19 protein-coding genes and 1 riboswitch are annotated in these 18,419 nt (G+C 68.1%); of the genes, 14 read left to right on the top strand and 5 right to left on the bottom strand.

Annotated features, from left to right (window positions below; genetic code table 11):
- Positions 1–25 precede the first annotated feature (25 nt).
- Positions 26–1,036, top strand: a complete 1,011-nt coding sequence (locus AC5RUK_RS10685; protein ID WP_493988540.1) for a thioesterase domain-containing protein — start codon at positions 26–28, stop codon at positions 1,034–1,036.
- 279 nt (positions 1,037–1,315) lie between these two features.
- Here AC5RUK_RS10685 and AC5RUK_RS10680 read toward each other — a convergent pair whose 3' ends face one another.
- Positions 1,316–1,807, bottom strand: a complete 492-nt coding sequence (locus tag AC5RUK_RS10680) for a YciE/YciF ferroxidase family protein (protein WP_494106917.1) — start codon at positions 1,805–1,807, stop codon at positions 1,316–1,318.
- Positions 1,808–2,162: 355 nt separating this feature from the next.
- On the opposite strand from AC5RUK_RS10680, the gene AC5RUK_RS10675 reads away from it, so the two are divergent.
- Positions 2,163–2,840, top strand: a complete 678-nt coding sequence (locus tag AC5RUK_RS10675) for a TrmH family RNA methyltransferase (RefSeq protein WP_494152278.1) — start codon at positions 2,163–2,165, stop codon at positions 2,838–2,840.
- A 207-nt stretch (positions 2,841–3,047) separates the two neighbouring features.
- Here the strand turns inward: AC5RUK_RS10675 and AC5RUK_RS10670 are convergent, their stop codons facing one another.
- On the bottom strand, positions 3,048–4,058 hold the full coding sequence (locus AC5RUK_RS10670) for an NUDIX domain-containing protein (protein WP_494152175.1): 1,011 nt from the start codon (positions 4,056–4,058) through the stop codon (positions 3,048–3,050).
- A gap of 314 nt (positions 4,059–4,372) precedes the next feature.
- Between AC5RUK_RS10670 and fbaA the strand changes: the two genes are divergently transcribed.
- From fbaA to AC5RUK_RS10655, 3 genes are all read left to right on the top strand, one after another.
- Positions 4,373–5,395, top strand: coding sequence for a class II fructose-bisphosphate aldolase (gene fbaA / locus AC5RUK_RS10665; RefSeq protein ID WP_493977221.1), 1,023 nt, complete (start codon positions 4,373–4,375; stop codon positions 5,393–5,395).
- On the top strand, positions 5,395–5,817 hold the full coding sequence (locus AC5RUK_RS10660; protein WP_494152174.1) for a DUF3151 domain-containing protein: 423 nt from the start codon (positions 5,395–5,397) through the stop codon (positions 5,815–5,817). Before fbaA ends, AC5RUK_RS10660 begins: the two co-directional genes overlap by 1 nt.
- Positions 5,818–6,008: 191 nt before the next feature.
- Entirely contained in the window at positions 6,009–6,695 is a 687-nt protein-coding gene (locus AC5RUK_RS10655; RefSeq protein ID WP_494152173.1) for a cyclodeaminase/cyclohydrolase family protein, read from the top strand.
- A gap of 56 nt (positions 6,696–6,751) precedes the next feature.
- Here AC5RUK_RS10655 and AC5RUK_RS10650 read toward each other — a convergent pair whose 3' ends face one another.
- Both AC5RUK_RS10650 and AC5RUK_RS10645 read right to left on the bottom strand, forming a co-directional pair.
- Positions 6,752–7,144 carry a VOC family protein gene (locus AC5RUK_RS10650; RefSeq protein ID WP_494152172.1) on the bottom strand — a complete coding sequence of 131 codons (393 nt, stop codon included), beginning with the start codon at positions 7,142–7,144 and terminating at the stop codon, positions 6,752–6,754.
- Positions 7,141–7,434 carry an ArsR/SmtB family transcription factor gene (locus tag AC5RUK_RS10645; RefSeq protein ID WP_494152171.1) on the bottom strand — a complete coding sequence of 98 codons (294 nt, stop codon included), beginning with the start codon at positions 7,432–7,434 and terminating at the stop codon, positions 7,141–7,143. The genes AC5RUK_RS10650 and AC5RUK_RS10645 overlap by 4 nt, the downstream gene beginning before the upstream one ends.
- A 107-nt stretch (positions 7,435–7,541) precedes the next feature.
- Between AC5RUK_RS10645 and AC5RUK_RS10640 the strand changes: the two genes are divergently transcribed.
- On the top strand, positions 7,542–7,970 hold the full coding sequence (locus AC5RUK_RS10640; RefSeq protein WP_494152170.1) for an SRPBCC family protein: 429 nt from the start codon (positions 7,542–7,544) through the stop codon (positions 7,968–7,970).
- 203 nt (positions 7,971–8,173) lie between these two features.
- Positions 8,174–8,794, top strand: a complete 621-nt coding sequence (locus AC5RUK_RS10635) for a thymidine kinase (RefSeq protein ID WP_494106910.1) — start codon at positions 8,174–8,176, stop codon at positions 8,792–8,794.
- 111 nt (positions 8,795–8,905) lie between these two features.
- Here AC5RUK_RS10635 and AC5RUK_RS10630 read toward each other — a convergent pair whose 3' ends face one another.
- Positions 8,906–9,772, bottom strand: coding sequence for a DUF72 domain-containing protein (locus AC5RUK_RS10630; RefSeq protein WP_493988549.1), 867 nt, complete (start codon positions 9,770–9,772; stop codon positions 8,906–8,908).
- Positions 9,773–10,365: 593 nt separating this feature from the next.
- Here AC5RUK_RS10630 and AC5RUK_RS10625 point away from each other — a divergent pair.
- The 7 genes from AC5RUK_RS10625 to AC5RUK_RS10595 all read left to right on the top strand — a co-directional run bounded on the left by AC5RUK_RS10625 (position 10,366) and on the right by AC5RUK_RS10595 (position 18,323).
- Positions 10,366–11,655: an adenylosuccinate synthase gene (locus AC5RUK_RS10625; RefSeq protein WP_493988550.1), complete on the top strand. Its 1,290-nt coding sequence runs from the start codon at positions 10,366–10,368 to the stop codon at positions 11,653–11,655.
- Between the two features lie 149 nt (positions 11,656–11,804).
- Positions 11,805–11,915, top strand: a riboswitch (TPP riboswitch).
- A 32-nt stretch (positions 11,916–11,947) separates the two neighbouring features.
- Positions 11,948–12,619 carry a YkoF family thiamine/hydroxymethylpyrimidine-binding protein gene (locus AC5RUK_RS10620; RefSeq protein ID WP_494152169.1) on the top strand — a complete coding sequence of 224 codons (672 nt, stop codon included), beginning with the start codon at positions 11,948–11,950 and terminating at the stop codon, positions 12,617–12,619.
- Between the two features lie 16 nt (positions 12,620–12,635).
- Positions 12,636–13,262 carry an ECF transporter S component gene (locus AC5RUK_RS10615; protein ID WP_494152168.1) on the top strand — a complete coding sequence of 209 codons (627 nt, stop codon included), beginning with the start codon at positions 12,636–12,638 and terminating at the stop codon, positions 13,260–13,262.
- The gene (locus AC5RUK_RS10610; protein WP_494152167.1) at positions 13,249–14,973 is read left to right on the top strand and encodes an ABC transporter ATP-binding protein; all 1,725 of its coding nucleotides are present in this window, start codon (positions 13,249–13,251) and stop codon (positions 14,971–14,973) included. Before AC5RUK_RS10615 ends, AC5RUK_RS10610 begins: the two co-directional genes overlap by 14 nt.
- Positions 14,970–15,785 carry an energy-coupling factor transporter transmembrane component T family protein gene (locus AC5RUK_RS10605; protein ID WP_494152166.1) on the top strand — a complete coding sequence of 272 codons (816 nt, stop codon included), beginning with the start codon at positions 14,970–14,972 and terminating at the stop codon, positions 15,783–15,785. Before AC5RUK_RS10610 ends, AC5RUK_RS10605 begins: the two co-directional genes overlap by 4 nt.
- A gap of 124 nt (positions 15,786–15,909) precedes the next feature.
- Complete coding sequence (locus AC5RUK_RS10600; protein ID WP_494152165.1) at positions 15,910–17,307, top strand: pyridoxal phosphate-dependent decarboxylase family protein; 1,398 nt, start codon at positions 15,910–15,912, stop codon at positions 17,305–17,307.
- A gap of 209 nt (positions 17,308–17,516) precedes the next feature.
- Positions 17,517–18,323, top strand: coding sequence for a carbon-nitrogen hydrolase family protein (locus tag AC5RUK_RS10595; protein ID WP_494106903.1), 807 nt, complete (start codon positions 17,517–17,519; stop codon positions 18,321–18,323).
- Positions 18,324–18,419 lie beyond the last annotated feature (96 nt).

The raw sequence follows: 18,419 nt of genomic DNA, 5'->3' as shown, positions 1-18,419 counted from the left end.
CGCCGGTGGCCGGCCAGCTCACATGATGGATGTTCGCAGGAACCACGCCTTCCGCCAGCTGCGCCTGGCCAGCAGCCTGCACCGGGTTTCGCGCCGCTCGTTCCTGATCGGTGCCGCCTTCGGACTGGGCACCGCCGCGGACCTGGCGGCCACCCGGGTCATCCAGGAGATGCGCAACGAAGCGCAGATCCTCACGCTGGACGACGAACGCGCGGACCGGCGCTTCCCCCGCACCAGCTGGGTGCTCTTCCCGGGGTACAAGACCAGCTGGGAAGAGGGCCTGTGGATCTTGAACTCCTTGCGTGGCGGCCTGGTGGACCGCGGCCGGCTGGCGGTGGCGGGGTATTCGAACCGCGGCCTTGACCTGGCCGAATTGACCGAGGTGCTGCAGAAGCACATCCAGGACAACGACCTGCAACGGCTCTACTTCTACGGGCACAGCTTCGGCGGCATGGTGGCCGTGGAAATGACCGCACGGCTGCGCGCCAAGGGCTTCCCGGTGGAGCTGATCCTGATGGATTCGTCCCCATACAGCCGCTTCGATGTGCTGGACAAGACCATGTTCGAAGGCGTGGTCTTCCTGTACGAGGCCGGCTACCGGGTGCCCAGCTACCTGCGGGGCGGATACGAGCTGGGCGAGCGGATCGTGCACAAGGACGAGCGCACCTGGCGGCAAATCGTGGAGCAGACCATGGAGCAGCTGTCGCCGCTGGCCGTGTCCAGCACGCTGATCCAGTCCCAGTCCTCGTACATCTATCACTTCGACGCGCATCGCTTCCGCCACAGTATCGGCGACACCCGCATCGCCTGGATGGGCAACCCGGGAGACCAGACGGTCAACTATTCGACCGCCCGGCGCAGCTGGCAGGTGAACTACGAGGCGAACTTCCTCACCAACAATCTGGTCACCGAAGGCGCCCGGCCGGCGCATGCCAGCCCGCAGTGGAATTCAGCAATCTACGTGCCGATCATCCAGCAGGTGGCGGACGAATTCTTCCCGCTGCCGGTGGTCGGCGCCCGCAAGCGCTACTACTGACAAGAGCAGCGGCGACGGCGAGGTTCCACCGGCCGAGCGTCACGGGAAGCGGGGCGGCAGGCACGCGAAGGGGAGCGGCGCCGCTGGAAGCTGAGGGGCCGCCTCGGGCAGCGGAGCGGCAGACATGCGGAGGGGAGCGATGCCGCAGGCACGTGAAGGGGAGCGGTGCCGCTGCACGGCTCCGCTCCCCTTTGGTATGTCCGCGTGGGCCGGCCGGGTTAATTACGTGCCGGCCACGTTATCCGTGCGCCGACCCGGCCCTCGCGCTTCCCGGCCGGCCTACTTGGCGACGGCTTCCTGGGCGAGCTTCCGGCCGAACTCGGTCAGCTTGTCCCGAGTGCTTTCCTCCTGGCCCAGGATCTGCTGAAGCAGCTCCACGACTTCGGTCTGGCCCTGGGCCTCCGCGGAGGTAATCAGAGTGGTGTAGCAGGCGACCTCATGGTGTTCCGTGTCCAGCGCCCCGGCCACGATGACCATGTCCACCAAGCTGGGGTCCACCTTGTCCAAGGCGGCCTGCGCTTCCTCGGCCAGGCCTTTGCTCACCGGGGAGCGCTGCTCCTTGGCCTCCAGGCCCAGGACCTTGAAGCACTTTTCGATATACGTGATCTGTTCGCGGGTCTCGTCCTGGTGGTGGCTGAGCATTTCCTTCAGCTCTTGGCTCCGTGCAACCTTCTGGTTCTCTTCGAGCATCTTGAGCACGTCATGTTCCGACCGCAGGGCGACGCCCAGCTTGAAAGCGAAAAGTTCCTCGGGGGTGGTCAGTTCAGCCATTGAAACTCCTTTTCCGATGAATCGTTACTCAGCATGCTTATCATCCCCGATTGATCGTGCACAACCTGCCGCAGGCCCGTCGGGCGGCTCCTGCCGCGGCCCTTCCGCGCCACGGTGCATGGGGCTGCGGTCTGTCCCCTAGGCTTGTGGGGTGGAAGAAAAAGCAGGTGAAACCGGGGGTGGACCGAGGGTGACCGGCGGTTCCGGCGAACGGCCGGCCGCCCCGGAGGCGGCCCCCAATGACTCCGAAACCGACGGGCCCGAGGCTGCCCCGAACGGCTCCGAAACCGGCGCGCGCGAAGCCGCCCCGAACGGTTCCGAGACCGGCGCGCGCGAGGCCGCCCCGAACGGTTCCGTGACTGGCGGGCGCGAGGCCGCCCCGAACGGTTCCGAAACTGGCGGGCCGGAGCCGGCCATCGGCGTCGGACCGTGGGACGGACCGTTGCCCGAAGGCGACCAATGGGACCCACAACTGCTGGCCGAAGGCGACCGACGCAACGTGACTGACCAGTACCGCTACTGGAAGCACGAGGCGATCGTCGCGGACCTGGACACACGCCGGCACAACTTCCACGTGGCCATTGAGAACTGGCAGCATGACCTCAACATCGGCTCGGTGGTGCGGTGCGCCAACGCCTTCCTGGCCAAGGAAGTGCACATCATCGGACGACGGCGGTGGAACCGGCGCGGGGCAATGGTCACCGACCGCTACCAGCACGTCCGGCACCATCCCACCGTGGAGGACTTCGTGGCGTGGGCGCAGGGCGAGGGCCTGCGGATCATCGGGATCGACAACTTCCCCGACTCGGTGCCGCTGGAGACCTACGATCTGCCGGAGAACGCCGTGCTGGTGTTCGGGCAGGAGGGGCCCGGGCTGACCCCGGAGGTCCACGCCGCAGCCGATGCCACGCTGTCCATCGCGCAGTTCGGCTCGACCCGGTCGATCAACGCTTCGGCCGCCGCGGCCATCGCGATGCACGCGTGGATCCGGCGCCACGTTTTCGCCCAGCCGGTGGTTCCGACCGCGCCTTAGCGTGCAGGTCACGCGTCCGGCCTCGGGTAGCCGGCCCCAGCGGTCGGTCCCGTAGCTAACTTCCCACGTATAGCCGTATCTGCCCATGTTTGGGGCTGTCCATCTGCCCCTGACGTGCGGAAACGTTCTCCGGGCCATCCGAAACGTGGGAGCGAAGGGAGCGGGTGGGGGACGCGCCGGGTGCCGCTTCGGGGAAAGGCCCCGCAGTCAGCCGAGCAGGTCCAGCAACGCTCCGGCGCCGACGGTGCGCGCCCCGAGGCTTTCGGCCCGTTCGCGCAGCCCGCGGTCCGACGTTGCCACTGTCACCCGCGCCTCGGGGTCGGTGCCGAACGCCTTCTCCACCTGGGCCACAATCTCGTCGTCGCCCGACCCGGCCGCGTGCACCACCTCCAGCTCCACACCTCGGCGGCGCGCGGCCGAGGCCTGGGCTGCTGCCCCGCCGTCGTGCCCGTCCTGGCTTGCTAATTCTGCCGGACGTGCCTGCCCATCCGGGCTCTCCGTACGTGCCGCACCTGCCGGCCCCGCCGGGGCGGCCTCCTTCGCGGCGCCTTCCAGCACGACGACGGTGCGCGGCCACACGGTGCCGGCGGGCACCTCCAGCAGGTTGGCGGGAAGCCCCGCCTCCAGGGTGGCGTGCAACGAGGCGAGCAGCCGGCGCGCCGCGCCGGGGCGGTCCTTCCACCAGCCGTCCGGCCGGGAGCCGACGACGTTTGCCGCGTCGACCACAAGCACCGGCGGGTGTTCCAGTAGCGTCCGGAGCCGGGGCCACGCCTCGCCGAAGTGCGGATGCAGCGGCAGCTGGTCCACCTCATCCAGCGGGACCCAGGCCAGGGCCAGGCTCTCGGCGTCGGTAATTTCCGGTTCGAAGGGGCGAACGGTCCTGGCGGCGGCGGTTGTGTAGGACCAGAAGCCCAAGTCCAGGACCGAAGTGAACAATGGCGCCAGCGCGTCGACAGGGACGTCGGCTTCTTCGTTAGCCTCGCGCAGGGCGGCATCGACGGCCGGCTCGTCCTGATGCCGGGCCCCGCCGGGAATTCCCCAGGTGCCGCCGAAGTGGCTCCACTGCGCGCGGTGCTGGAGCAGGATGCCGCGCTCGCGATCCACCGCCAACAGCCCGGCGGATCCGAACCGGCCCCACATCCGCGTGCCGTCCGGCCCCTCCACCCAGGCGTCGCCGGGATCGCGCGGACCGTGGAATGGCGGCGGGGTTTCAGTCATGATTCCAGCTTGCCACGGTCGGCGGCGCCACGTGGAGAGCGAGGAACGGCCGGGCGGAGAGTGAGGAACGGCCACACGGAGCCTAGGAACGGCGAGGTGGAGGGTCGGCACGGCCGAGGTCGAGACCGAGGAACGGCCACATGAAGAACGCGGCACGGCCGAGGTTGAGAGCGATGCAAGGCCCGCCGGCTCCACCAGGCAACGGGTGTAACCCCGCTTCACAGTCGCCGCCGCCGCTGCTGCCCGGACACGAGTCGATAGGATGGGCTCAGAGGCAACGCCTTCGAATCCGTATCGCTAGCCAAGGAGTCAGCATGCCCGTTGCAACCCCTGAGATCTATGCCGACATGATTGACCGCGCCAAGGCGGGCGGCTTCGCCTACCCGGCCATCAACGTGACCTCCTCGCAGACCCTCAACGCAGCCCTGCAGGGCTTTGCCGACGCCGGTTCCGACGGCATCATCCAGGTCTCCACCGGCGGCGCCGCCTACTGGTCCGGCGCCGGGGTCAAGGACATGGTCGCCGGCTCGCTGGGCTTCGCCGCCTTCGCCCGCGAAGTGGCCAAGAAGTACCCGGTCAACGTGGCGCTGCACACCGACCACTGCCCGAAGGACAAGCTGGACGGCTTTGTGCTGCCGCTGCTGGCCGAGTCCGAGGCTGCCGTGAAGCGCGGCGAGGACCCCATCTTCCAGTCGCACATGTGGGACGGGTCGGCGGAGACGCTGGAGGAGAACCTGCGCATCGCCGAGGACCTGCTGGCCCGCACTGCCGCGGCCAAGATCATCCTGGAAGTGGAGATCGGCACCGTCGGCGGCGAGGAAGACGGCGTCGAAAACGAGATCAACGAAAAGCTTTACACCACTGTCGACGACGGCCTGAAGACCATCGAGGCGCTTGGCGCAGGGGAGAAGGGCCGCTACATCACCGCGCTGACCTTCGGCAACGTGCACGGCGTGTACAAGCCGGGCGGAGTGAAACTGCGCCCCGAGCTGCTCAAGCAGATCCAGGCCGAGGTCGGCGCCAAGATCGGCAAGACCAATCCGTTCGACCTGGTTTTCCACGGCGGCTCCGGCTCCTCCGAGCAGGAGATCGCCGACGCCGTGGCGTACGGCGTCATCAAGATGAACGTGGACACCGATACCCAGTACGCCTTCACCCGTCCGGTCGCCGGCCACATGTTCAGCAATTACGACGGCGTTCTGAAGGTGGACGGCGAGGTCGGAAACAAGAAGGCCTACGACCCCCGTGTCTGGGGCGCTGCGGCCGAGAAGTCGATGGCCGCCCGGGTCGTGGAGGCCGCCGAGCGCCTGGGCTCGGCCGGAAAGTCGGTGAAGTGATGACCGAGCCCTTCCGCACCAACCTGCTGGGCCCCGAGCCGACCTACCTGCCGGAGGAGACCGACGTCCTGGCCCGGCTGGAGGCCGGCGACGAAGCTCAGGACCTGGCCGCGAAGTTCCCCACCTCCTCGCTGGTCTGGGCAATCCTTGCCGACGAGGCCTACTCCGAAGGCCGGACCATCGAGTCGTACGCCTACGCCCGCGTGGGCTACCACCGCGGTCTCGATTCTCTGCGCCGGGCGGGCTGGCGCGGAGCTGGTCCGATCCCCTGGGAGCATGAGCCCAACCGCGGATTCCTGCGGGCGCTCTACGCCCTGGGCCGCGCCGCCGGTGCCATCGGCGAGGCGGAAGAAGTGGATCGGATCGGCAAGTTCCTGGCCGACTCGGACCCGAACGCCAGGGCGGCCATCGAAGGCGCCTGATCAGCAACAAATTCCTCGGGTAGAAAACGGGAGCTCGCCGCACGGCAGCTCCCGTTTTCAGTCCAGGGGATGGCTGTCCTGTGTCCACCAGCCCGGCCGGCACTTTCCTGCCGATCCGTTGTTGGGCATGATGCAGACATGGAAGCAGGCAGCAGCGGCCCGGCCGCTGGATCAACGGAAGGAGCCGGGCCGTGAGCGGATCCGAGACCATCGACGAGTACCTGGGACGGCTCGGTTCCAACCAGCCGACGCCCGGCGCCGGAGCGGTCGGCGCAATCCACGCGGCGCAGGCAGCGGCGCTGATCGGCATGGTGACGCGGTTTACCGAGCGGCGCGCGGCGAAGGACAACGACGGCGGTGCCTCCGCAAGTGCGGCGCACGACGACGACGGTGCCTCCTCCGACTCCGGCCCGGATCCGGACCTGGCCGCCATACTGGCCGAGGCCGGCGAACTGACCCGGGCGGCAGTACACGCGGCGGTGTCCGACGAGGAGAAGTTCCGCAGGGTCGTCGACTGCTACAAGCTCCCGAGCACAACAGACGACGAGCGCAGCCGTCGCAGCGCGGCCATCCGGGAGGCGCTCGTGGAGGCGACGCTCCCGGCGAGGGCGCAGCTGGACCTGGCCTCCGCCGTCGTGCGTCTGGGCACAGAGCTGGTGGGCGTGTGCAATCCGAACGTCCTGAGTGATATTGCCGTGGCCGCGGAGGCGGCGCGGGCCGCCGCCGCCACCGCACGGATCACGGTCGAGGCCAATCTGGCGTCGATCCGGGAGGAATCCATCCAGGAGTCGCTGAGGAAACACACGCAGAAGGCGGACGACATGGTGCGCCGAGCCGAAGAGCTCTCAGCGTCGGTCCGGCGCCGCGTCCTGGACTGACCGGGCGCGGGGGACAGAGCGCGACCCCGCCTCGCGCTTGACGGAGCGGGCCCCGGCTACGCCTCCTTCGTGCTGGCAATCTGAATGAGGTTGCCGCAGGTGTCGTCAAACACGGCCGTGACAACCGGTCCCATGTCGGCCGGCTCCTGAACGAACTGCACTCCCAGCGCGGTCAGGCGCCCGTATTCGGCGTGCACGTCGTCGACCCCGAAGCTAGTGAAGGGGATGCCGTCGGCGACCAGGGCTTCCTTGAACGGCTTCACCGCCGGATGGCCGGACGGTTCCAGGAGCAGTTCCACGCCGTCCCGGGCCGATGGTGAGACAACAGTCAGCCAGCGGTCGTCGCCGACGGGCACATCGTTCTTGAGCTGGAACCCCAGCTTCCCGGTGTAGAACTCGAGGGCCTTCTGCTGGTCGTCCACAAAAATGCTGGCGGTGGTGATGATCATGGTGTCTCCTTCGAAGAGGGCGGGAGATTGGCGAGCCATTCCCTCGCATTGCTGAGCGGGGCAGTATCCAGATGGTGGATGGTGGTGCGTCCACGGTAGCTGGCGGTCACCAGGCCGGCCTCACGCAGAATCGCGAGGTGCTTGGTGACGGCCTGACGGGTGATGGCGAGGTGGTGGTTGTTGATAAGGCGCACGGTCAGCTCGAAGAGCGTCTGGTCGTTGTGCGCGGCCAGTTCGTCCAGCAAGATCCGCCGAGTCGGATGACTTAGGGCCTGGAAAACCGTGTCCACCCGTCCATGATAGGCAACCTCTAGGTTGCCTATCAAGCGCGCGCGACCTTGCCTTCGATCGGCCGCATGGTCTTTCGCCGCGGCATCCGGGCAGGCATGATGCAGGTATGGGTGCGAACACGGCATTCACGGCCACCGAGCAGGTCTATGTGCCGCCGGCGCGGGCGTGGGCGCTGTTGACGGATTGGGCCGCGGCGCCCGCATGGATGCCCGGCGTGAACGAGATGCACGCCGAGGGGCCGCTGGCGGTCGGCCAGGCCATCAGCTTCCGTTCCCAGGGCCACGACCGCAGCAGCACGGTGACCGAGCTCGACGTCGGCCGCAGCATCACCATTACCTCGTCGCAGGGGGATGTGCGGGCTGACTACCGCTACGAATTGGACGGCGACGGCGGCGCGACCCGGCTGACGCTGACTGCCGACGTCGTCGTCAGCGAGGAGCTGGCCGCCATGGCAGAACAGATCCGGCGAGCGATCGCGGAGGCCGATTCCGGCCAGCTGGCCCGCTTCAAGCATTTTGCGGAAGCTGCACCGTGATCCCCGCCAAGGCGCTGCGCGGAAGCCACGCTGATCCCGGTGCTGCGCTGCGCGGGAGCCGCGCTGATCGCGGTCGTGCGTTGCGAAGAGGCCGCCCTGATCCCGGTCTTGCGCTGCGCGGAAGCCGCGCGCCGACCCTGCTCCCGCCCACCTGGCTACCGGCTCAGTAGAATCGACTGCTGGGACCGCTTGAAAGGACTGCGTTGGCCAAGCTCTACTTCCGCTACGGGGCGATGAACTCCGGCAAATCGACCGGACTGCTCCAAGTAGCCTTCAACTACGAGGAACGCGGGCAGCGCGTGTTGCTGGCCAAGCCGCAGATGGACACCAAGGGGGACAGCAAGATCGTCTCACGGCTGGGTATGGCCCGGGACGTGGACTTTATGATCCGACCGGGTGAATCCGTTCGCGACCACTTCGGCCGGGTGGCCGCCGGCGAGGATCCCGAAGCCCTGCTGGAGCATGTGGACGTGCAGCCGGTGGCGTGCCTGCTGGTGGACGAGGCGCAGTTCCTGGAGCCGGAACAGATCGACGACCTGTTCCGCATCGCGGTGATGGACAACGTGCCGGTGCTGGCCTACGGCATCCGCACCGACTTCCGCACCCAGGCCTTCCCGGGTGCCCGCCGACTGCTGGAAATCTCGCACTCCCTCGAGGAGCTGAAAACCATCTGCCGTTGCGGACGCAAGGCGGTCTTCAACACGCGCCGCGTGGGCGGGGAGATTGTGTTCGACGGCGAGCAGGTCGCCATCGACGGCGAAGACGTCTGGTACGAATCGCTTTGCGGCACCTGTTACCTCGAGGCCTCCGGCGGCACGCTCTAGCTGATAAGGCGGCACGCTCTAGGTTAGGCGGCGGTGGACCGCGGGTTCATGGGCGGAACCCGGCAGCGTCCCGTCTGCCGCGGGTGGGCATGCGTTGGCGCTTCCCGCTGGTCACGGGCCGGCCGTGGGCAGGCCCAGCCTTTGCGCTAGCCCGATCGCGTTGAACGGCGCGTGCACCTTGACGTCGTTGTCGAAGTACACGTAAGCATCCCGGCCCGCGCCGTCGGGGCAGCCTGAGCCGTCCAGCCATCCGGCGACCGTCGATGCCAGCCTGTCCAGGTCGGCGTCCGGGTAGCCGCCAACGTAGAGTTCGTCCTTTCCGTGCAGCCGCACGTAGGTGAAGTCGGCCGTGATTTCGTCCAGCATCGGCCACTTGTCCGCGCTGTCGGCCAGAACCAGGGCCGTGTTGTGCCGGCGCAACTGGTCGTAGAACTCCTCGTTGATGAACGTGGTGCTGCGGATCTCGAGGGCGTGGCGCAGCGGCCTGTCGGCCCCGTCGTCGGGGATCCAGGTCCTGTCCTTCATCAGGTCGGTGTGCCCGGCGGCCAAGGCGGCGGCCGCGTGCGTGCTGCGCGGCAGTTGGACCAGGAACTTTTCCATCACCTCGGCGTCGTAGTTGGCCCGCTCGGGCAACTGCCACAGGAACGGTCCGAGCTTTTCGCCGAGACCGAGGACCCCCGAAGCGTAGAAATTCGCCAAGGCGTCCCGGACGTCCTTCAGGCCCTTCATATGGGTGATGTACCGCCCGCCCTTGACCGCGAACACGAAGTCTGGAGGCGTCTCGGCGTGCCACTGCCGGAAGCTGGAGGGTCGCTGCAGCGAATAGAACGTGCCGTTGATTTCGACTGAATTCAGGTGGCCGGAGGCATACTCCAGCTCGCGGCGCTGGGGCAGGCCTTTCGGGTAGAACGTGCCGCGCCAGCGCGGGTATCGCCAGCCGGAAATGCCGATCCGTGCCATCGGTTGAGAGGCGGCCATGTCCCGCAGGCTACCCGGCCTCGCCGGTACAGGCCAGAGCAAGCCGCGGTCCGCCGTCGTGCTGTGGGACGATGTGCATCCTCTGGACCGCTGCCGTATCCGGGCGCGAGAGGGCCCGCTTTTTCGAGTGGAGAGAAGATGTAGGCTTACGCTCGGTTTCGCTGCATCTTTTCTCCACTCGACGTGCCGTCTCGGTCCCGCTCCGGGAGCTGAGGGGCAGCGATCGCTTTCCGCCTTCGGCCCAGGGAGCGACGTCCCGCTCCGGGAGCCGGAGGGGCTGTGACCGCTTTCCGGTTCCGCCCGGGATCGATGTCCCGCTCCGGGAGCCGGAGGGGCTGCGATCGCTTTCCGGCTTCCGCCCACTGGACCGACGTCCCGGGCCGGGAGCTGTGGGTTGCGATCGACGTCCCGGTTTCCGCCCTGGAACCAATCAGGCGGCGCGGATTCCGGTCGATTGAGGCCCATCCGCTAAACTTGGCGGGTAAGAGCCCCAAATACTCCAACCGGAGTGAGGGGCGTTCTCATGCGCGGCAGCGGCTCCTTGATGTGCAGTCTGTCCGGGGCTTCCGCCGCATCGAATGGGGGAGGATCCCATGCCAGCAATTGTGATCGTCGGAGCCCAGTGGGGCGACGAAGGAAAAGGCAAGGCTACCGACCTGCTCGGCGGCCGCGTGGATTACGTGGTCAAGCCGAACGGCGGCAACAACGCCGGGCACACCGTCGTCGTCGGCGGGGAGAAGTACGAGCTGAAGCTGTTGCCGGCCGGCATCCTGTCCCCCAACGCCACTCCGATCATTGGCAACGGCTGCGTGGTCAACCTTGAGGCCCTCTTCGAGGAGATCGACGGGCTCGAGGCACGCGGCGCGGACACCTCGCGGCTGCGCGTCTCCGCCAACGCCCACCTGGTGGCCCCGTTCCACCAGACCATGGACAAGGTGACCGAACGCTTCCTGGGCAAGCGCGCGATCGGCACCACCGGCCGCGGCATCGGCCCCGCCTACATGGACAAGGTGGCCCGGCTGGGCATCCGCGTGCAGGACGTGTTCGACGAATCGATCCTGCGGCAGAAGGTCGAAGGCTCGCTGCGGCAGAAGAACGAACTGCTGGTCAAGGTGTACAACCGCCGGGACGTGCACGTGGAAGAGGTCGTGGAGTACTTCCTGTCCTTCGCCGAGCGGCTGCGCCCGATGGTCATCGACTCCACCTACGTGCTGAACAAGGCGCTGGACGAGGGCAAGGTCGTGCTGATGGAGGGCGGCCAGGCCACCTTCCTGGACGTTGACCACGGCACCTACCCGTTCGTGACCTCCTCCAACCCGACGGCCGGCGGCGCGTCCGTGGGCTCGGGCATCGGCCCCACCCGGATCAACCGCGCCGTGGGCATCATCAAGGCGTACACCACCCGGGTGGGCGCCGGGCCGTTCCCCACCGAACTGTTCGACGACATGGGCGAGTACCTGCAGAAGAAGGGCGGGGAGTTCGGCGTGAACACCGGCCGGCCGCGGCGCTGCGGCTGGTACGACGCCGTGTTGGCCCGCCACGCCGCCCGGGTCAACGGCTTCACGGACTACTTCGTGACCAAGCTGGACGTCCTCACCGGCATCGAACAGATCCCGGTCTGCGTGGCCTACGACGTGGACGGCGTCCGGCACGACGAAATGCCGATGACCCAGACCGAGTTCCACCACGCCAAGCCGATCTTCGAGTACTTCGAGGGCTGGACCGAGGACATCACCGGCGCCAGAACCTTGGAGGACCTGCCGGAGAACGCCCGCAACTACGTGCTGGCGCTCGAAAAGCTCTCCGGCACCCGGTTCTCCGCCATCGGCGTAGGCCCCGACCGCGACCAGACCATCGTGGTGCGGGACCTGATCAGCGAATAGCACGGACCAACGACGGCGATGGCCGGCTTAGCCGTCGGACCGTCACCGATGGATGGACGGCGGGGCGCGGGCAGCGATGTCCGCGCCCCGCTGCGTTCCCGGCCCCGCGCTTAAACCTTTCGCGTCCGGTGCGCGCCATGGGTTAGACTCGTGGGCAACACGGGAGTCCGGTGAGCCGGGCTGAGAGGAAACTTCTCAAGTTTCGACCGTCGAACCTGATCTGGATCATGCCAGCGCAGGGACGTTGACTCTTTACTACCCGTGCCCCGTTTAACAAACCTAAGGGCGCGAAATGCGAACATCAGACTCGATCGTCACAGCGACGAACACCCTCACTGCTGCCCTCGGCAGCGATAAGTTCACCGCCACTCCCCGCGAGTTCGGCGTTGGCGCGAGATTGACCCTGGCGGTGATGGCCGACAACTATGCCGACGTCATCCTGGCGGCACTGGACGAGGCCGACGCCACCGGCCTTGAGGTGCAGACCGGCAAGGTGAGCACCTACCTGACCGGCGCCGAGCAGGACGTGCTGCGCTACCTGAGCCAAGTGATTGCCGCGGCGGGACGCACCGGGGCGCATGTCTCGGCTTCCGTGCTCCTGTCCCGGGGCTGCCCCGGCGGCGTCAGCTGCGAAATACCCGAGGGAGGCGCCGCCCTGTACTCGGAGATCCCGGAACTGGAACCCACCGGAATCGAAGCCGCAGCCGACTGGGCGCTGTATCCCCTGGCCGACGGCGGTACCGGCGGTGCCTCTGCCGACCACATGCTGGATATCTACGCCGCCATCGACTATGCAAAGTCCACCGGTGTTGCGGTGCAGGCGGAGCACTTCGTCACCCGCATGGACGGCGATGTTGCCCAGGTGCTGCAGGCCGTTGCCGCCGGCTGGATCCTGGTGGGCCGTTCCGTCCAGCACGTCACCACGCACGCGACGCTGTCCATCAACAGCCCCAGCGCCTCCTGAAGCGGAAGGACCGACCATGTCATCATCGTCTTCGCAGCAGCATGCCCTCCCGCGCGGTGCCTGGACCCTGAAGGACCTTGTCCTTCTGGTTGTCCTGGGCGTCGTCTTCGGTTTCCTCTACTGGGTTTTCGTCCAGGCCTGGACCGCCCTGTCCCTGCTGATGGGTCCGGCCGGAGACCTGTCGCAGCACTTCCTGGCCGGAAGCTGGCTGCTGGTGGCTCCGATCGCCATCGCCATCGTCCAGCGCCCCTTCGCCGGCGTGCTGGCCGAGGTCCTGGCCTCGGTGATCGAGGTGGTGTTCCTGGGCTCCGCCGTCGGTCCGCTGCTGTTCGTGGCAGCCGCCATCCAGGGCATTGGCAGCGAGATCCCGTTCGCGGCCACCCGCTACCGTTCGTACGGCTGGCTTACCTACGCCATGTCCGGACTGTTCGGCGCCGGCCTGGTCTTCTTCTATTCGGCCTTCCGGTCCGGCTGGTACGGCCAGGACTTGTTCTGGACCCGCCTGGTCATCCACCTGATCTCCGGCGTTATTCTGGGCGGGCTGCTGGGCAAGATCATCGTCGAGGGGCTGGCAAAGACCGGCGTGGTGGACAACTTCGCGATTGGCCGCGCCCGGCTGGGCAAAACCGATGCGCACCGCTGACCCGGTCCTGGAGCTCGATGACGTATCCGTAGGCTTCCCGCGGCGGGACACGGCCGTGCTGCGCAACGTCATGCTGCGGCTCAAGCCCGGGGAACACCTGATCGTGTTTGGGGCCTCCGGGTCGGGAAAGTCCACGCTGCTGCAGGCGGTCACGGGCGTGGTCCCGCACTCGGTGGTCGCCACCCTCACCGGCATGGTGTCGGTCAACGGCGCGGCCACGACCGATTCCTCGGTCGCCGAGCTTTCCCGCCACGTCGGCGTGCTGGCCCAGGATCCCTCCTCCGGGGTCTGTCTTCCGGACGTCGAACAGGAGCTGGCGCTGCCGCTGGAGAACCGTGCGGTGCCTCCGGAGGAAATATCGGCACGGATCGACGCAGTGCTGGCTTCGGTCGGTGCCGCCGGCCTCCGCGGCCGCCCAACGGCCCAGGTGTCCGGCGGAGAAGGCCAGCGGGTGGCGCTGGCTGCCGGCCTCATCGCCGAACCGGACCTGCTGCTGCTCGACGAACCCACGTCCATGCTCGATCCGGCAGGCCTGGCCGCTGTGCGGGACGCCGTCGCCGCTGCCACGGCCGCCTACGGGCCGGCAGTGGTTTTGGTCGAACACCGGCTGGACGACTACGCCGGTGAAGCGGGCATAGCCGGCCTGCCGCACCGGGCGGTCGTCCTGGGCGATGCAGGCCAGGTCCTGGCCGACGGCGTGACCGCCGAAGTGCTGGGGGCCCATGCCGTACGGCTGAACGAGGCCGGATGCTGGCTGCCGCTGGAGACGGAACTGCTGGCCGTCACCGGCCGGACCGGCGGTCTCGACGCGCCCGACGTCTGCTCGGCCTTGCGGCAGCTGGCAGGGCCGGACCACGCCCAGGATGCCGCGGCGCCCGCGGTCGGCGAGACGGTGCTGGCCTCGGAAAGCCTCTCCGTCTCGCGGACGGTACCCGGGCGGAAAAAGCGCCGGAACGCGGGGGATGTCCGGCCGGAATCGGCCATTCTCCATGATGTGACCCTCCGGCTGAAGCGCGGCGAAATTGCCGCCCTGCTGGGAGCCAACGGGGCCGGCAAGACCTCCTTGCTGCTCACCCTCGCCCGGCTCCTGCCGCCGGCGGCGGGAACCATCCGCGGGGAACGTCCGGGGATGGTGTTCCAGAACCCCGAGCACCAGTTCGTGGCACACACCGTCCAGGACGAAGTCCGGCACGGCCTTCCCGACGCTCCCGCCGAACGGTTCGGCCGCCTCCTGGCGCAGCACCGGCTCACCCATGTGGCGGACCAGAGCCCCTTCCGGTTGTCGGGGGGCGAAAAGCGACGCCTGAGCGTGGCGGCCATGCTGGCCCACGAGCGGCCTGCGCTCCTGGCCGATGAACCCACGTTCGGCCTCGACCGGCGGGACACGATCGCCACGGTGGCAGCCTTCAAGGAGGCCGCCGCCGCTGGCCGCGGCATCCTCTTCTCCAGCCACGACCTGCGGACCGTCGCGACGCTGGCTGACCGGGCCATCGTGATCGCGGACCGCACGGTGATTGCCGACGGCCCCGTCTTCGACGTCCTGCGCGACCCTGAGGTTCTGCAGCGTGCCGGCCTGCGGCTGCCGCCGCTGATCGAATGGCTGCTGGCCGAGTTCGCCTCGGCCCACGAGATCCGGCGGGTCCTTGACCGGCTCGATGCTGCGGTATCCCGCGCCGGTACGGTTCATCCGCAGATCGGAAGCCGGGCATGAGCGCCGCCTTCGCCCCCGGCCCGGTTTCCGCCGTCGCCGGCGGCGTCCTCGCGCGGCGCAATCCGACCATCAAGCTCGCGCTCCTGTTTGTGGTGTCGCTGACCCTGATCTTCATCTTCGATCCGGTGACGCCTGCCGTCCTCTACCTGGTCGCCCTGGCCGCGGTCGCTGCCTCCACACGCCTCAGGCCCAGGACCATGGCGCTGGCGCACGTACCCTTCATCGCCTTCGGGCTGGGGATCTTCATGGTCAACGCGCTGAGCCGGCCCGGCGAAGTGTTATGGGAGTCCGGGCCGCTGCGGATTACAGTCGAGGGCCTCGCCGTCGGCGGTTCCCTGGCCCTGCGCACCCTGGTCATCGGGATCCTGGCCATCGGTTTTATTGCCTCGACCGACGGCGTCGCGCTGATGGGCAGCCTGCACCAGCACGCCCGGCTCGGGCCGCGGATCACTTACGCCATCCTGGCCGGGTACCGGATGCTGCAGGAAATGCCGCGGGAATGGTTGACCATCCGGCAGGCCCATGCCGTCCGGGCCCGGCTCCGTCCGGACGGTACCTTGCCGCGCGGCCTGCGCGCCCACGGGAATGCGGCGTTCGCCCTGCTGGTCGTCTCCGTGCGCAAGGGCGAACGGATGGCACAGGCCCTGGAGTCACGGGGCCTGGGCCTGAGTCCGCGGACTATTTGGCGGAGGATCCCGCTGACCGGCGCGGACTGGCTGATGGTGGCCGGCGTCCTGGCGGTCCTAGCGGCCGTCCTGCTCACCAGCCATGCCCTGGGGTACCTGGCGGGCTTTGAAGCGCTCGGGAACTAAGACGCCGACGATCGGCCCGCCCGTACCCTTTAACCGGCCCATGCATGCTGGGATCTATCCGCAGCAAGCGCGTGCCGGCCCCTCCGCCTGTCGCGGGGCAGGGTCCCGGCGTAACATGCTCGTCATGGGGGACGATGAACTTCTCCGCCGGACGGCCGAGCTGGCCACAAAATACCTGCAGTCCCTGCCCGGGCGCCCGGTGAAATCGGGGCTGAACGTGGCGGCCCTGCGCCGCGAGCTGGCGGGAGAGCTACCGCGGCGGGGCGAAGACCCGCAGGCGGTCATTGAGCATCTGGCCGACGTCGGTGGGCGGGCTGCCGTGGCCATGGCAGGTCCGCGTTACTTCGGCTTCGTGATCGGCGGCGCCCAACCGGCCGCGCTCGCCGCAGACTGGCTGACCTCCACCTGGGACCAGAACGCCGGACTGTATGTGGCCGGTCCGGCCGCCTCCGTGGTGGAAGAGGCAGTGGGCGCCTGGCTGCTGGACTTGTTCAACCTGCCCGCGGATTCCGGCTTCGGGCTGGTCACCGGCTGCCAGATGGCCCACTTCACCTGCCTGGCCGCGGCACGGACGGCAGTGCTGGAACGCGTGGGCTGGGACGTGGTCAGCGACGGACTGTTCGGCGCGCCGGACATCGCCGTCGTTGTGGGGGAAGAAGCCCACAGCACCGTGCTGACCGCGCTGCAGTACCTGGGCCTGGGCCGCCGCAGGATCTATTCGGTGGACACCGACGCGCAGGGCCGCATCACGCTGGACTCGCTCGACGCCGTGCTGGACCGGATTCCGGTCCACCTGCCGCTGATCGTTAACCTGCAGGCCGGCAATGTGAACACCGGTTCCTTCGATCCCATCCAGCCGGCGGTGGAACGAGTACGACGGCGGGAAGGCGCCTGGGTTCATGTCGACGGCGCGTTCGGGCTGTGGGCCGCCGCCAGCCCGGATTACCGGCACCTGGTGGACGGCGTGGAGCTGGCCGACTCCTTGGCCACCGACGCGCACAAGTGGCTCAACGTCCCGTACGACTCCGGCGTGGCCTTTGTCCGCGACGCCGAGGTGCACCAGCGCACGATGTCCCCGCCGCATGCCGCCTATCTGGAGTACGGCGCCGAACGGGACGAGGTGGCGTGGGTGCCGGAGTTCTCCCGGCGTGCCCGCGGCTTCCCGGCCTACGCCGCGCTGCGGACGCTCGGCCGCGAGGGGGTGGCGGACCTCGTGGGGCGCTGCTGTTCGCTGGCGTCCCGGATGGCCGGGCGGCTGGCCGAGGCGGACGGCGTGCAGATCCTCAATGACGTGGTGCTCAACCAGGTGCTGGTCCGGTTCACGCCGCAGGACGGCTCGGACCCGGACGACTTCACCCGCGAGGTGGTGCGCCGGGTGCAGGAGGACGGAACACTCTGGCTCTCGGGGACCACATGGCACGGCCAGGCCGCCATGCGGATCAGCGTCAGCAACTGGTCCACTACCGAAGAAGACGCCGACCGCTCCGTGGAAGCCATCCTGCGCTGCGCCGGTAGCCGCTGAAGCCGGCCGGGATTGCCGGGGCACTCCGCAAGTCGACCCAAGGATTGGCGCCGGTAACCACCAAAGCCGCCCCCGGGATCGACGCCATTAACCACTGAGCCGCCCCGCCGCCGTCGGGCGGTGAAGCCACTGCGCCCGCGGAAGCGCCGGGCAAGTTGGTCTTAGGTAGGCTGGAAGGACACACACCGCCATCAAGACGGGAGCGCATTATGAAGATCAGCGTCGGACAGCTCAACCCCAGCGGGGACGTGACGGAGAACCTCCAGACGGTGCGCTCACTCGCGGAAGAAGCCAAGGCCGACGGCGCCGAGCTGGTCGTGTTTCCCGAGGAATCGATGTTCACCGTCCGCCACGTCGAGGGCGACCTGGCCGCGGCGGTCGACGCCAACTGGACCAAGTTCGTGCAGCAGCTGTCCTTCATCGCCGCTGAAGTCGGCATCGCGATCATCGCCGGCGGCTACGAATCCAGCGGCGAGGAACGGCCGTACAACACGCTGGTGATCGTCGATGCCACGGGCCGGATCGTCGACACCTACCGCAAGCTCCACCTCTACGACGCGTTCTCCTACCAGGAGTCCAAGCGGATCAAGCCCGGCGACGGCGGCCTGAAGATCGTGCAGCTGGGCGACCTGAACATCGGGGTGCTCACCTGCTACGACCTGCGCTTCCCCGAGCTCGCCCGCGCGCTGGCGTCGGAGGGCGCCGACTTGCTGTGCGTGCCGGCCGCCTGGTTCAAGGGAGACCACAAGATCGAACACTGGGAAACGCTGCTGCGCGCCCGTGCCATCGAGAACACCTGCTGGGTGGCCGCGGCCGGAACGTCGAGCACCAACACCGTGGGGCATTCGGCCATCCTGGACCCGATGGGCATTCCGAAGGGTTTCCTGGACGATGAACTCCGTGGCGTGGTCACCGTTGACGTGACCAGGCGCCGGATCGACGAGGTGCGCGAGTTCCTGCCGGTGCTGAAGAACCGGCGGCTCGCCAGCAGCGTGGAGATCGTCGCGGCGCACTGATGGTGCCCGCGGCCGGCGGCGGCCGAAAACTTTTTCAGAAAGTTTCGCCGGACCCGTAACTTTTCCGTACCCGGCCGCGATTACGTAGATGAGGAA

The sequence above is a fragment of the Arthrobacter sp. Y3223065 genome, assembly GCF_059090885.1.
This window is presented reverse-complemented; position numbering and strand designations above follow the sequence as displayed.